Below are 14,322 nucleotides of genomic sequence, written 5' to 3' on the forward strand. Positions count from 1 at the left end.
CATCGGCACAAATGAAACAGCCCGCAAGGCGGGCTGTTAACGAGCTGATGTGCAAAGGGTCTGCCAGGGCGAAATGAAGCGAAAAAGCGGCGTTGACTTCAGCTCAACGCCCTCCTGGAGCTTCCTTTCAACCCAGGCTCACCCAGGCACAACGGCTCGGCATGTGGAGTTGCCGGAAACCATCCGCCCACAAGGCAGGACAGGCGAAGCTTTTACCGAAAGTTTCGATACCCTCAACAACGGGAAGCATCACTTCCTCACTTGTTGATCGGCTCCGGCATTATTTTTCTCTGCTTTTGGCGCATCACCCATCGAACAGGCATCAGGCCTGTTTTTGTTTTTCTGCCGCTTCCACTTCAGCCTCAAGCACGCTGGGGCGCGTCCACTTGGCATAAAACGAGATCGCGAGGAACGCCACGGTACTGATGATGACTTCCAGTACGGCCAGTTGCTGCGAGATGCCTTGATCGCTCCACGCGCGCGTCAGCCCCTCCGTCCACCACAGCAGCACAAACATCGACGCCCATTGATAGGTATAGCGCCGCCCGTGCAGCAACCCGCGCAATGGCAACAGTAACGGTAATGCCTTCCAGGCCAGCGAGGCACGACCCGCCGGCACCGGCGCCAGCCACAGCTCCCACACCAGACACAGCGCGATCAGCAGCAACACACACACCACCGCGACCCACTGCGCCCAGGCCCGTTTCATCGCGGGCGTCATGCGGCGGCCAGTTTGAGTGCAATCTGCGCCAGACGCTTGCCCTGGGCAATGGCCAGCGTGCGTTCATGCTCAGTCACGGGTTTCTCGCCCCGGCCACCGGCGATATGGCTGACGCCGTAGGGCGTGCCGCCACTTTCAGTGGCAGAGAGGGCTTCTTCAGAATACGGCGTGCCCACCATGATCATGCCGTGATGCAGCAGCGGGATCATCATGGTCAGCAAGGTCGCTTCATTACCGCCGTGCATGGAGCCCGTGCTGGTAAAAACACTGGCGGGCTTGCCCACCAGTAGCCCCGACAACCAGGCGTTGATGGTGGAATCCCAGAAGTACTTCATCGGTGCCGCCATATTGCCAAAGCGCGTGGGGCAACCGACTGCGATGCCGATACATTCGGTCAGATCCTGCTCCGTGACATAGGGCGCGCCTGATTCTGGCACGTCCGGTTCCGTCGCTTCGCACACGGCCGAGACACGCGGCACGGTGCGCAAACGGGCGCGGGCGCCAGGCACGGCGTCGATACCGCGGGCAATCAGCTGGGCGAGCTGGCGCGTGGCGCCATGCGTGCTGTAATACAGGACCAGAATGTCAGCCAAAGAGAACTCCGTTCAGGCAAGCGGGCAGTTGGGGGCGCATGTGAACTTCGCCATGACAATGGCAAGTCCGCGATGCAGCGACATCGTTAAACTCGCGTATTATAAGTTCCCGCCACACGTTGACAGCATCATTTATGCAGGAAGCCATCACGCCCATGCGATTTCTATCGTCGGTACAACGACACCTACAGCCCCTGCTGACCCTGGGCTTCTGGCGGCGCCTGTCCGGCTTCATGAAGTTTGTCGGCCACCGCCTGCTTGATGACCGCTGCATGCAAACCGCCGGCAGCCTTACCTACACCACCTTGCTGGCGATCATCCCGCTGTTCACCATCGCGCTGACGTTGTTCTCGGCGTTTCCCATGTTCAGCGACTACAGCAACCGGTTCCGCAACTTTATCGTGACCAATCTGGTGCCGGATGCCTCGGCCAAGGTCATCAGCGTTTACCTGAAGCAGTTTTCGGATAACGCGGAAAAACTGACTGCTTTTGGCACGATCGGGCTGGCCGTGACCGCGCTGCTGCTGGTGTTCAACATTGAAAAGAGCTTCAACCAGATCTGGGCAGTGCGGCGCCAGCGCAAATTGCTGACGCGCACGCTGATCTACTGGGCCGCGCTGACACTGGGGCCGCTCGGCCTGGGCCTGAGCCTGACCATGACCTCGTGGTTTTACCATCGCGGGCTGATTGGCGGTTTTCATATCTTCGACAGCACCGTGCGCATTGGCCCGACCCTGGTCACCTTTGCCATGCTCAGCCTTGTCTACAAGATGATCCCCAACTGCTACGTACCGCGCCGGCACGCCATCGCAGCCGGTCTGATGGTGGGGATTTTGCTGGAGCTGATGAAGGGGCTGTTCGGCTTGTATATCAACGAGTTTGTGACGCTCAAACTTGTTTATGGCGCCTTTGCCAGCTTCCCGATCTTTCTGACCTGGCTGTACGTGTGCTGGGTCATTGTGCTGGCCGGCGCGGTGTTCTCAGCCAGCCTGTCGTACTGGCACGGCAATGCCTGGACTTGGCATAGCCATGCGGGTACGCGTTTTGAACAGGCGCTACGCCTGTTAGTGGAACTCTCCCGCGCGCGCCATCGCGGTGAAATCCTGCATATTGATCAGCTCCGCCGCAACGTCAGCCTGGGGCTGGATACGGCTCACGCCTTGCTGGAACGCATGCTGGAGAAAGGCTGGGTCGAACAGGTCAGGGATGGCGCGTGGGTCTCGGCCATTTCACTGCGGCACATCAAGCTGGTGGAGGTGTTCGAGCACGTGGTGACGCCGCTGTACACGCATGACGGCAAGCATCTGGCCGAACTGATCGACCAGATGCGACTGACGCTGGATGAAACGTTGGAAGATTACGCGACGCGGGAGGCCGCAGCGTCATCCGCACAGCCGGCCTGAAGCGCGGCGGCAATGACTTCGGGCGAGAGCGTGCCGATGTACGACTCGCCCAGCTTGCGCATGATGATGAACTTGATCTTGCCGGCGTCCACCTTTTTGTCCTGCGCCATCAAGGCGGCGTAGCGCTCGTAACCCAGCGCCGGCGCAACCGTCGGCAGGCCGGCAGCGTCCAGCAGCTTGATGATGCGCGCCAGATCGGCGTCGGTAATCTGGCCCAGTTCACGCGATGCCCGCGCGGCCAGCACCATGCCGGCGGCGACCGCCTCGCCGTGCAACCACGCGCCGTAGCCCAGGCCGGTTTCAATGGCATGGCCAAAGGTGTGACCCAGATTCAACAGCGCACGTACGCCGTGCTCTTTCTCGTCTTCACCAACAATGCGCGCCTTGTTCTGGCAGCTGCGTTCCACCGCGTAGGCCAGTGCCTCGGTATCACGCGCCATCAGGCGTTCGATATTGGCTTCCAGCCATTCAAGGAACGACAGATCGTCGATCAGGCCGTATTTGATGACCTCAGCCAGACCCGCAGAGAATTCGCGATCCGGCAAGGTATCCAGCGAGGCCAGATCGGCCAGTACCAGTTGCGGCTGGTAGAACGAGCCAATCATGTTCTTGCCCAGCGGATGGTTGATGGCTGTTTTGCCACCGACCGAGGAATCAACCTGCGCCAGCAGTGTTGTCGGAATCTGGATGAACGGCACGCCACGCTGGTACACCGCGGCGGCAAAACCCGTCATGTCGCCCACCACACCACCACCCAGCGCAATCAGGGTGGTCTTGCGTTCGGCCCGCGCGGTCAGCAGACCATCAAAAATCAGGTTCAGCGTTTCCCAGGTTTTGTACTGTTCGCCATCGGGCAGCACAATCGGGATGATCTGCACGCCCGCGTCTTCCAGCGCCTTTTGCAAGGGCACCAGATAAAGCGCCGCCACCGTGGTGTTGGTGACAATGGCAGCACGCTTTTGCGGCAGCAATGCGGTAATGCGCTCCACCTGGGCCAGCAGGCCGCGGCCGATCACGATGTCATAAGAATCCGGGCCGAGATCAAGCTTGACGGTGCGCATACGCTTTCTGTTCCAGTTGCTGCAAAAGTTGATGGGTAAGGTGCTGCACGGTCTGCCGGCTGGTATCGACAACGAGATCAGCAACTTCACGGTACAAAGGGTCACGCACCTCAAACAGCTCTGCCAGGCGCTGCTTGGGATTGGCCGTCTGCAACAGCGGCCGGTTCTTGTCGTGTGCTGTGCGCAGGTAGAGGTCATCCACGCTGGCACGCAAATAGATGACCAGCCCGCCACGGCGTAGCGCGGCGCGGTTGTCCGGATTGAGCACGGCACCACCGCCTGTTGCCAGCACGATATCGGGCATGGTGGTCAATTCGGCAATCACGGCGCACTCCCGCGCGCGAAAACCGGTCTCGCCTTCCAGTTCAAAAATCGTGGGAATGCGCACACCGGTACGCGCCTCGATTTCATGGTCGGAGTCGTAGAAGGTTTTCCCGGTCGCGCGCGCCAGCGCCCGACCTACCGTGGTCTTGCCCGCGCCCATCAGACCGACAAGAAAGAAGTTGCCTGGCATTTTCATAATGATCAATTGTACAGAAGCCGGCGAGGCAAGGCACGCCGGATAAAACTGCACGCCGCGGAACCCACAGACAACAAAAAAGGAGAGCCGCAGCTCTCCTTTTTTGTTGTTACACCGACCGCTTAACGCAGGGTCAGATCAGATTGCAGAATCTTCGGTGTGATGAAGATCAGCAGTTCTGCACGGTTATCGGTATCAATCTTGTACTTGAACAGGTTACCCAGTACCGGGATATCGCCCAGCAGCGGGGTCTTGTCGACCGAGTTCGACAGCGTCTGGGTGTAGATACCACCGATCACGATCGTGCCACCGTTCTCGACCAGCACCTTGGTTTCAATGTGCTTGGTGTTGATGGCCGGACCGCTGGAGGTGTTCTGACCCACGCTATCCTTGTTCACCTTCACGTCCATGATCACATTGCCATCCGGCGTGATCTGCGGCGTGACACGCAGCGACAGGGTTGCGTCCTTGAAAGCGATGGTCGTGGCGCCGTTCTGCGCGCTTTGCGAGTACGGAATCTGTTGACCATCTTCAATCACGGCTTCCACCTGGTCGGCGGTTACCAGACGCGGGCTGGAAATGATCTTGCCCTTGCTGTCGGCTTCCAGTGCGGACAGTTCCAGACCCACAAGCCAGTTGGCACTTGCCGCAACCAGAGCGAAGGTAGAAGCATTACCCACACCCAGACCGGTTGCTGGCAGGTTCACGTTCAAGAGGTTGGACGCCGTGGTGCCACCGATGTTGGTCGTCGAACCATCGCTGTTTGTAGTCGTGAAGTTGTTCAAGCTTGGCGCCGTACCGATCGTGGTATTGCCGGTGTGACCCAGTGCAGCCCAACCCAGACGGGCACCCAGTTCGCGGCTGAAGGTGTCCGAGGCTTCAACAATACGCGCTTCGATCAGCACCTGACGAACCGGTACGTCCACCTTGTTGATGATGCCGCGAATCTGTTCCAGCTTGCTCGATACATCCGAGATGAACAGCGTGTTGGTGCGCTGGTCAACCACGACGCTACCGCGCTTGGACAGCATTTGCTGACCGTCGTTGAGCATCTTCTTGATGTCATCGCCCTTCTGGTACTTCAGCTGGAACGATTCGGTACGGGTCGGCTCCAGATCATCCGTTGCCTTCTGGACTTCGTATTGCTGCTTTTCCTTGTCGGCCAGTTCCTGGCGCGGCGCAATCCACAGCACGTTGCCGCTGCGACGCTGATCCAGACCCTTGGCTTGCAGGATGATGTCCAGCGCCTGATCCCACGGCACGTCCTTCAGACGCAGCGTCAGGCTACCGTTCACCGAGTCGCTGGTGATGATGTTCAGACCGGTAAACTCGGCAATCACTTGCAGCACGGTACGGATTTCAACGTTCTGGAAGTTCAGCGACAGCTTCTCGCCCTTGTAGGCCGGCTTGACCTTGGCGGCCTTGTCGTCATCAATCTTTTCACGCACTTCAACAATGAAGCGGTTTTCAGTCTGATAAGCCGAGTACTCCCAGTTCCCCTTGGGCTCGATCACCATGCGGGCGTTGTCACCCAGACTGAACGCATCCACTTTCACCACCGGCGTGCCAAAGTCGGTCACATCCAGACGGCGTTCCAGGGTCTTGGGCAGGGTGGCCTTGGTGAAATCAACCAGAAGGCTCTTGCCTTGCGGCTTGATGTCGATGCCGACATTGGGGTCAGACAGATCCACCACCAGTCGGCCTTCGCCGTTCGGGCCGCGACGGAAATCCACACCCTTGATCGACTGGGTCGTGGCGGTCGGCTTCACGTCAGAGAAGTGCACCGGGCGCGCTTCGCTGGAAACCGCAGACTGCGTGCCATCCAGCGTAATCAGGAACGTCTTGCCGTCGACCTTGGTGGTGTAGCCGGCCTGCTTTTGCAGGTTCAGCACCACGCGGGTACGGCCAGAGCCTTCGGCCAGGTTGATCAGGCGCAGGGCGCTGCCATTGACCTGAACGCTGTTCTTGCCCACCTGATTGCCGGTACCGGCAAAGTCAAAGGCAATGCGCGGCGGCGTATTGACCGAGAAACTGGTCGGGGTCGGCACGTCGCCATTGAAAGTCAGCTTGATGACCTGCTTTTCAGCAGAGACTGTTGTTACATCCACGGCGGTGATATCTGCCGCAAACGCCCATGATGCCACCAGCAAGCCACTGGCCAGCAACACTCGTTGCAGGTTAGATGCCTTGATCATTTCTTTTGCTCCGCCTCTTGCAGGGGAAGCGCTGTATCGCGCTCCACCCAGTCTCCACCACTGTCTTCGACGATTTCTTTCAGCTTCACTTCGGTATCGCTGATCGTCATGATCTTGCCGAAGTTCTGCCCCATATAGTTACCGAGCTTGACCCGATACAAGTTGCCGTCAGGCGCACGAATCAGCGCTTGTATCGTCTTGCCCTGCTGCAACGTGCCGACGAAGGTCAGCTTTTCCAGGTCGTAGTTTTCCAGCGCTTCCTTGGGCCGGTTGGTATCCGGCGCATTGGCGCTGTTGTTCTTGCGGGCGGCGTCCATCTTGTGCGGATTGAACGGATCGGCCACATCAAACGCGTTATAAGCGAACGGCGTGTACTGGCGGGCTTCGGGCAGCGGCTCGATGTGGCCACGCATGCCTTCGGAACGCTCACGCATCCACTGTTTCAGATCACTGTTTTCATCGCCAAAACAACCGGCCAGCAGCAACGCGAGCATCGACACAGCAAGGCCGCGCAGCATCATGCGTTTATGCAGATGGTCCATGCGTGTACTCATCGTGTCCTCTTCTTCGCATCGGCCTCAGCCTGACGCACCTGTTGCTGCTCCGAGTCATCCAGAGCGCGATATGTCTTCACCACGGCAGCCATGCTCAGCGAGTCTGGCGACCTGGGCACAGACAGCTCGATATTGGTCAGCGTCACAATCCGCGACAGTTGAGCTACGTCGCTCACAAAGGCAGACAGATCGTGATAGCTGCCGGTGATCCGGATATCGATCGGCATTTCCGCAAATTCAGCGGTCTTGGTTTCAGCCTGCGGACGGAACAGATCAAACTGCAGACCACGACCCACGCCGGCCTGGTTGATTTCAGTCAACAGGGTTTCCATTTCAGACTTGGTCGGCAGCTGACGCAGCAACACACCGAACGAATCCTGGATTTCCTTCAGTTGCTGCTTGTAGGCTTCCAGGTTCGCCGCTTTCTGGGCTTTGTCCAGATACTGCGTCTTGAGCGCTTCTTCCTGCTGCTGGCCGGCGGCCAGTTGATCCATCTGATCACTCCAGAGCAGGAAATAACCTGCTACGAGAACGACCACCACCAGGACAACAACGAGGCCGATCTGCGCCGCACGCGGCCAGTTGCCCATGTCCTTGGGGTCAAGATTGCGCAATTCATCAAGGGTCATTTGGCACCTCCGGGCGCGGATGCGGGACTACGTGCAGCAGCCGGGGCAGATGCATCATCCTTGGGGCGGGCAAGACGTACGGTCAGCGTGAACTCGGACAAACGCTGATTACCCACTTGCGCGGCCTTCACTTCAATCAGCGTTGGCTGTTCGAACACGGGCGAGTCAGCCAGGTTACGCATGTAAGTTGACACGCGCGCATTGGACTGCGCATAACCATTGAGGTTAAGCGTCATGTCGTTCTGCTTGACGTACTTCAAGTAAATGCCTTCCGGCGTCTGACGGGTGAGCTGATCCAGCATCTTCACGTCTTCAGAACGGTTAGCCTGCAGGCGTTCCACCACTTTCTTGCGGTCGAGCAGTTGCTGCTTTTCCTGCTTGAGCTTGTCGATCTCGGCAATTTGCTGATCCAGCTTGGCGTTTTCCTGGGCCAGGAACTGGTTGCGCTCATTCTGGGTGTCAATACGCGACTGATAATAGAAATAGCCAAGGGCCACCACCGCAGCTGCGGCAGCAAAAGCGATGCCCAGCATCGCCATATACCGGTTGTGCCGCGCTTTGCGCGCCTCTTCCCGGTGCGGTAACAGGTTAATGCGGATCATGTCGGGTCAAACCTCCGCATGGCCAGACCACATGCGATCAACAAGGAAGGAGCATCCAGCTGGATCTGCTTGCCACGCACCTTGCCCGTCGCCATGCCGTAAAACGGATTGGCGCGCATGGTGCTGGTCACCTGGGTACGGCTGGACACCGCATCATCAAGACCGTGAATGGCACTGCAACCGCCGGCCAGCAAAATGTGATCGACTGTGTTGTAGTTGCTGGATGTATAGAAAAACTGCAAGGAACGGGAGATTTCCAGCGCCATGGTATCCATGAACGGCTGCAGCACTTCAGGTTCGTAGTTTTCCGGCAGGCCGCCCTGTTTCTTGGACGTTTCCGCTTCTTCGGAAGACATGTTGAATTTGCGCTGGATTTCCTGGGTCAACTGATTGCCGGCATACGCTTGATCGCGGCTATAGATCGATTGACCGTCCTTGAAAATGTTCATGTGCATGGCAGTCGCGCCAATGTCCACCACGGCCACAATCTGGTTGTCGCCATTGTTGGGCAGTTGCGGGCGCATGAGCTCGAACGCAGCCTGGGTGGCGTAGGACTCGACGTCCACCACCAGCGCCTTGAGGCCGGCCAGTTCAATGGCGGCCACACGCTCTTCCACCTTTTCTTTCTTGGCAGCAGCGATGAGTACCTCGTTTTCTTCCGGCACATTGGGCGCAGCGCCCAGCACCTGAAAGTCCAGGTTCACCTCATCGAGCGAAAACGGAATGTACTGGTTCGCTTCGGTTTCAACCTGCGTTTCCAGATCGCGTTCGGACAGATCACCGGGCACCAGAATTTTCTTGGTGATGACGGACGCTGCCGGCAAGGCAATCGCCACGTTTTTCAACCGGGTCCCCATCTGCTTCCATGCGCGACGCACGGCCTCACCCACTGCTTCCATATTGGCAATGTTGCCATCGGTCACAGCGTCTTTCGGCAATGGTTCGATCACATAGCGCTCAAGGCTATAGTTGCGCCCGGTTTGACCCAGTTCGACCATCTTGACGGCCGAGGAGCTGATATCCACTCCGATCAACGGCGGCGCCTTTGGTTTGAGAAAGTCGAGATTCAACACAATTTCCTTTTAAAAACAGGAAAGTAGGATGGTATGCTGTCAGAATGCGTGAAAATCCTAACAAGCTGCGGCCAGACCTGTAAAGAAGCGCCTGGTATTTACGTTTATTTTTGCAACAGGCTGCGTATATCTTAAAAACTTTGTAATGCAGCTTTTAATGAAGAAAATGACAAAACGAATTCTGCTAATTTGCCTTGGCATCTTCTCCGGACTTATTCTTTTTGCCGTCGGTCTGGTCTTTTTTGCCGTCCTTCTGACCTACCCCAGATTACCTTCACTTGAAGCTTTAACCGAGTACCACCCTAAAATCCCGCTGCGTGTATATACCGCTGATCAGGTGTTAATCGGTGAATTCGGCGAAGAACGCCGCGCATTCGTACCGATAGACCAGGTGCCCCTCATCATGAAACAAGCCTTGCTGGCCGCAGAAGACGAGCGGTTCTACCAGCACGGCGGCGTTGACTACATGGGCGTTGCACGCGCAATGCTGGGGAACATGATCCCCGGACATGTCCAGTCCGGCGCCAGTACCATCACCATGCAGGTGGCCCGCAATTTTTATCTGTCCAACGAAAAAACATTAACGCGCAAATTCAACGAAGCACTGCTTGCATTCAAAATCGAACACAATCTTTCCAAAGACCAGATTCTGGAACTTTATCTGAACCAGATTTATCTCGGTCAGCGTGCATACGGTTTTGCATCTGCCGCACAAACTTATTTCGGCAAAGACCTCAAACAATTAAATGTTGCCGAGGCTGCCATGCTGGCCGGGTTGCCAAAGGCCCCCTCGTCCTACAATCCGGTTGCCAATTTCAAACGCGCTACATTACGCCAACAATATGTATTAAGGCGCATGCGCGAGTTGCATTTCATCACCGACGAACAGTACAACGCTGCCCTTACCACCCAGCTTGTCATCAAGCGCATGGTCCAGGATTTCCCGGTTCATGCTGACTATGTGGCCGAATCCGTACGGCAAATGATGTTCGACCGTTACAAGGATGCCGCGTACACCGCCGGATTCAAGGTTTACACGACGCTCGACAGCAAGAACCAGACAGCCGCGTATCTCGCACTACGAAAAGGCCTCAATGATTACGATCTTCGTCATGGTTATCGGGGCCCTGAAGGCTTTATAGACCCAGAACTTTTCAATGCTGGTAATGAAGAAGCTTTGGATGACGCAACGGCTGACATCAAGGATTCAGATGAGCAACTGGCTGCCGTAGTACAAACCGCATCGCCCAAAAGCGTGAAGGCCTGGCTCAAGGGTGGCGAAGTGATCACCATTGAGGGCGACGGGCTTAAATTCGCCCGCTTTGCGCTGACCGACAAAGCCAATCCGACCGCGCGCATCCGCCCTGGCGCCATTATCCGAGTGGTCAAGCAAGACGATAACTGGGTAATCTCGCAGCTACCGCAGGTTGAAGGCGCACTGGTGTCGCTCGACAGCCAGAATGGCGCGGTCAAGGCGCTGGTTGGCGGGTATGACTTCAACCGTAACAACTTCAATCATGTCACCCAGGCCTGGCGCCAGCCGGGCTCCAGCTTCAAACCCTTTGTCTATTCTGCCGCGCTGGAAAAAGGCGTCACCCCGGCCACGCTGATCAACGATGCCCCCATTGTGATCAATCCGGACCAGGTCGGCGGCCAGAAGTGGGAGCCCAAGAACTACGACGGTAAATACGAAGGCATGATGACGGTGCGCAATGCACTGACCCACTCCAAAAACCTGGTGTCGATCCGCATTCTGCAATCCATCACGCCGCAGTACGCGCAGCAGTTCGATACCCGCTTTGGCTTCACGCCCCAGCAAAATCCGGCCTATCTGACCATGGCGCTGGGCGCAGGCAGTGTCACCCCGCTGCAGCTGGCAGAAGGGTATTCGGTGTTCTCCAATACCGGTTATCGCGTTTATTCATGGTATGTCGACAAAATTGTCGACGCGCGCGGTAACCTGGTGGCACAGACCGCGCCGCAAGTCGCCGGACAGAACGCCAAACGCACGCTGGAGGCCCGCAATGCGTTCGTCATGACCAGCATGATGCAGGACGTGGTCCGCTATGGCACAGGCAGCAAGGCACGCGTGCTGGGCCGCATGGATCTGGCGGGCAAGACGGGGACCACCAACGATACGCATGACGCCTGGTTTGCCGGTTTTACGCCGGGCATCGTCACCGTGGCATGGGTCGGTTTTGATCAGCCCCGTTCTTTGGGCGGTTCGGAAACCGGGGGCGCGGCGGCGTTACCGATCTGGATCAACTATATGGGGAAAGCGCTGGCCGATGTCCCCGAGCGGCAGTATCCGGTTCCGGATGGCGTTGTTGCGCAAACCATCCAGACCGAAAAGGGCGACCGCACCGAGTATTTCTTTGCTGAATACACGCAAACCAATCCGGAACTGGGTCTGGGCAGCGGCTCTGTGGCTTCGCAGCCGCTGGATGAAATCAAGGACCTGCTGTTTTAGACAGGGGCAAGCAAAGCCGATTCGCGTAATTCCGCGCAATGATTTACTGTTATGCAGTAAGGGCTTGAACCGTTTCAGGCCCTTACTCCCCCGAGACCATTCCCGGAGGTTCCCACCCAGCGACAGCCCTGATCCTTGCAGCCACAGACGGCAACTGGTTGACCCACCCAACCGCCCTGACCGCCACCTGGAGAACCGCCATCATGGGTAAATCCTTTTCAGCCGATCGTCACACCCTGACCTTGCGTGCCGAAATCGCACATCATGCCGCCCGCCTGATCGCCGAAGACCATATGCATGACTTTGCGCTGGCCAAGAAAAAAGCCGCGCGCCATTTGGGTGTTTCGGATGCGCATGTTCTGCCCTCCAACCAGGAAATAGAAGACGCACTGGCTAGCTATCGCGCCATTTACCAGCCTGAGCACGACGGCTGTTTGCAGGAGCTAAGGCAAAAAGCGGTCACGGTGATGCGGCTGTTGCGCAGTTTTAATCCGTGGCTCACGGGGTCTGTCCTGTCTGGCGTGGCGGGTAGTCATTCGGATATCAACTTGCTGATCTATACCGATGACCCCAAGAGCGTCGAGATCTTCCTCTTGAACGAGCGGATCGAGTACCAGCACCTGGAACCGCCACCAACGCACCGCCATGCGCTCTACCCGACGCTGGCGTTCTGGTATGACGACACACAAGTGAAACTGCATGTCCGGCCGCGGCTGGCAGAGCGGCAGAATCCGCGACGCGAAGAAAAAGAGCGGGCCAGTCTTGAAGATGTGCAGGCCTTGCTGGAACAGGACCGCACTCTGGGTGCCCTGATATTCTGATCTGATGCGGCCCTGCGGGGCCGCGCTTGTTTTAACGAGGCTGGCCCGGCCATGACTCACGATCTCTATCGCAGCAAAACCACCCGGCATATAGAACAAACCCAGGTCGCCGCAGGCGCGCAGCTCATGGTGCGAGCGGGCCTTGCCGCAGCCCAGTGGATCGCGGCGCGCTTTCCCCAGGAAACGCGCGTAGTCGTGCTGGTCGGCCCGGGCAATAACGGGGGCGACGGGCTCACGGTCGCCCGTCATCTCAAGGAAGGCGGCTACAAGGTCAGGGTGCATTACCTCAGCGGCAGTCGTGCGGCTTCTGCGCCCACGGCCCGGGCGCTGGAATTGTGGCATCGCGCCGGCGGCACGCTGGATGACGCATGGGATGAAAACAATGACCTCGTCATTGATGCGCTCTTCGGCATAGGTCTCAGTCGCGACGTGCCAGAGGTCGTCTCAGCATTGTTCACGCAGATTGAAGCCAGTCGGCAGAAGGTCATCGCCCTGGATATCCCCAGCGGTCTTGATGCCGATACCGGCGCCATCCGCGGCAAGGCCCTGCACGCCCACACCACGCTCACCTTTATTGGCGACAAGCCGGGCCTGCATACAGCCGAAGGCCAGGATTACGCCGGCCAGGTCTTGATCTTCAACCTCGATATCCCCGCCAGCGCATTTCCGCCCGGCGATCTGCAACTCTATCAACCCGATACTTTGCCGCCGCAATTGCAGCGGCATCAGGCCAGTCATAAAGGCAGTTATGGCACGCTGGGCATTCTGGGCGGCGCACCGGGCATGACCGGCGCGCCTTTGCTGGCTGGCCGGGCCGCGCTGCGGCTGGGCGCCGGCAAAGTCCGCATCGGCTTGCTGGGGCCGGGGCTGGCTGTAGATCTTGTCGCGCCAGAGCTGATGCTGGCGCCGGCAAAAGATTTGCCAGGGCAGCCGCATGATATCTGGTTAGCCGGTCCTGGCCTGGGCCAAAGCCCGGAAGCAATTGATCTCGTCGCCGAGTTGCTGGGACGACCAGAACCACTGGTACTGGATGCCGATGGGCTTAATCTGCTGGCCAGTCAGCAGGAACTGGCGCGCTTATGTACAGAACGCGCTATCCCCGCCGTACTCACGCCCCACCCCGCTGAAGCCGCCCGATTATTGGGGTGCCCTACTTCCCAGGTGCAGCAAGACCGGCTCTTTGCAGCGCAGGAACTGGCTCAGCGCTATCAGGCCATCATCGTGCTCAAAGGCTCTGGTACGGTGGTATGCGATAGCAACCACGCCAGCATCAATGGCTCAGGCAATGCAGCGCTGGCAGCGGCAGGGCAAGGGGATATTCTGGGGGGCATCATCGCGGCCTTGATGGCACAAGGCATGGCGCCGCTGGATGCAGCGAAGTCTGGCGTCTTCCTGCATGGTGCCGGGGCGGACTTGTGGCGGCAGGAGTTCGCGGCGGCGATCGGCCTGACTGCCAGCGAAACCATCGACTACGCGCGCAAAGTGCTTAACCGTCTGCCGGCAGCCTGAAGCGCGGGTGTTTTCTGGTCAGGAGCGACGCCATTTACCGGCAACGTAAAAGCAAAACGCCCGTACAGGTCTCTGTACGGGCGTTTTATATGGGTGTCTGGCAATGTCCTACTTTCACACGGGTAATCCGCACTATCATCGGCGCTAAGTCGTTTCACGGTCCTGTTCGGG

At 58.1% G+C, this 14,322-nt stretch carries 13 protein-coding genes; 4 read left to right on the forward strand and 9 right to left on the reverse strand.

All coding sequences use genetic code 11. The features are described from left to right. Window positions 1-322: 322 nt before the first annotated feature. The gene (locus IEX57_RS18080) at window positions 323-709 is read right to left on the reverse strand and encodes a DUF2069 domain-containing protein (RefSeq protein WP_188706160.1); all 387 of its coding nucleotides are present in this window, start codon (window positions 707-709) and stop codon (window positions 323-325) included. An 8-nt stretch (window positions 710-717) separates the two neighbouring features. Further along, a complete protein-coding gene (gene wrbA, locus IEX57_RS18085) occupies window positions 718-1,314 on the reverse strand; it encodes an NAD(P)H:quinone oxidoreductase (protein ID WP_188706163.1) in 597 nt (198 codons plus the stop codon). A 155-nt stretch (window positions 1,315-1,469) separates the two neighbouring features. Here wrbA and IEX57_RS18090 point away from each other — a divergent pair, with 155 nt between their 5' ends. Beyond that, complete coding sequence (locus IEX57_RS18090) at window positions 1,470-2,717, forward strand: YihY family inner membrane protein (protein WP_188706165.1); 1,248 nt, start codon at window positions 1,470-1,472, stop codon at window positions 2,715-2,717. Here the strand turns inward: IEX57_RS18090 and aroB are convergent. The 7 genes from aroB to IEX57_RS18125 form a co-directional block, all read right to left on the reverse strand. Then, on the reverse strand, window positions 2,672-3,778 hold the full coding sequence (aroB, locus tag IEX57_RS18095; protein ID WP_188706167.1) for a 3-dehydroquinate synthase: 1,107 nt from the start codon (window positions 3,776-3,778) through the stop codon (window positions 2,672-2,674). The genes IEX57_RS18090 and aroB overlap by 46 nt on opposite strands. Continuing rightward, window positions 3,759-4,298 (reverse strand): shikimate kinase, encoded by a 540-nt coding sequence (locus tag IEX57_RS18100; protein WP_373285212.1) that lies wholly within the window; start codon window positions 4,296-4,298, stop codon window positions 3,759-3,761. The genes aroB and IEX57_RS18100 overlap by 20 nt, the downstream gene beginning before the upstream one ends. Window positions 4,299-4,420: 122 nt before the next feature. After that, window positions 4,421-6,493 carry a type IV pilus secretin PilQ gene (locus tag IEX57_RS18105; protein WP_188706169.1) on the reverse strand — a complete coding sequence of 691 codons (2,073 nt, stop codon included), beginning with the start codon at window positions 6,491-6,493 and terminating at the stop codon, window positions 4,421-4,423. Continuing rightward, window positions 6,490-7,047 carry a pilus assembly protein PilP gene (locus tag IEX57_RS18110; protein WP_229709095.1) on the reverse strand — a complete coding sequence of 186 codons (558 nt, stop codon included), beginning with the start codon at window positions 7,045-7,047 and terminating at the stop codon, window positions 6,490-6,492. Before IEX57_RS18110 ends, IEX57_RS18105 begins: the two co-directional genes overlap by 4 nt. Then, a complete protein-coding gene (locus tag IEX57_RS18115; RefSeq protein ID WP_188706171.1) occupies window positions 7,044-7,676 on the reverse strand; it encodes a type IV pilus inner membrane component PilO in 633 nt (210 codons plus the stop codon). Before IEX57_RS18115 ends, IEX57_RS18110 begins: the two co-directional genes overlap by 4 nt. Continuing rightward, window positions 7,673-8,278, reverse strand: coding sequence for a PilN domain-containing protein (locus IEX57_RS18120; protein WP_188706173.1), 606 nt, complete (start codon window positions 8,276-8,278; stop codon window positions 7,673-7,675). Before IEX57_RS18120 ends, IEX57_RS18115 begins: the two co-directional genes overlap by 4 nt. Then, window positions 8,275-9,351, reverse strand: coding sequence for a pilus assembly protein PilM (locus IEX57_RS18125; RefSeq protein ID WP_373285213.1), 1,077 nt, complete (start codon window positions 9,349-9,351; stop codon window positions 8,275-8,277). The genes IEX57_RS18120 and IEX57_RS18125 overlap by 4 nt, the downstream gene beginning before the upstream one ends. Window positions 9,352-9,517: 166 nt before the next feature. Between IEX57_RS18125 and IEX57_RS18130 the strand changes: the two genes are divergently transcribed. From IEX57_RS18130 to IEX57_RS18140, 3 genes are all read left to right on the forward strand, one after another. Further along, window positions 9,518-11,821: a penicillin-binding protein 1A gene (locus tag IEX57_RS18130; RefSeq protein WP_188706176.1), complete on the forward strand. Its 2,304-nt coding sequence runs from the start codon at window positions 9,518-9,520 to the stop codon at window positions 11,819-11,821. Window positions 11,822-12,024: 203 nt separating this feature from the next. Further along, complete coding sequence (locus tag IEX57_RS18135; protein ID WP_188706178.1) at window positions 12,025-12,642, forward strand: nucleotidyltransferase family protein; 618 nt, start codon at window positions 12,025-12,027, stop codon at window positions 12,640-12,642. 51 nt (window positions 12,643-12,693) lie between these two features. Then, window positions 12,694-14,151, forward strand: a complete 1,458-nt coding sequence (locus tag IEX57_RS18140) for an NAD(P)H-hydrate dehydratase (protein WP_188706181.1) — start codon at window positions 12,694-12,696, stop codon at window positions 14,149-14,151. Window positions 14,152-14,322: the final 171 nt, after the last annotated feature.

It is taken from the genome of Silvimonas iriomotensis, assembly GCF_014645535.1.
GTDB classification, from domain to species: domain Bacteria; phylum Pseudomonadota; class Gammaproteobacteria; order Burkholderiales; family Chitinibacteraceae; genus Silvimonas; species Silvimonas iriomotensis.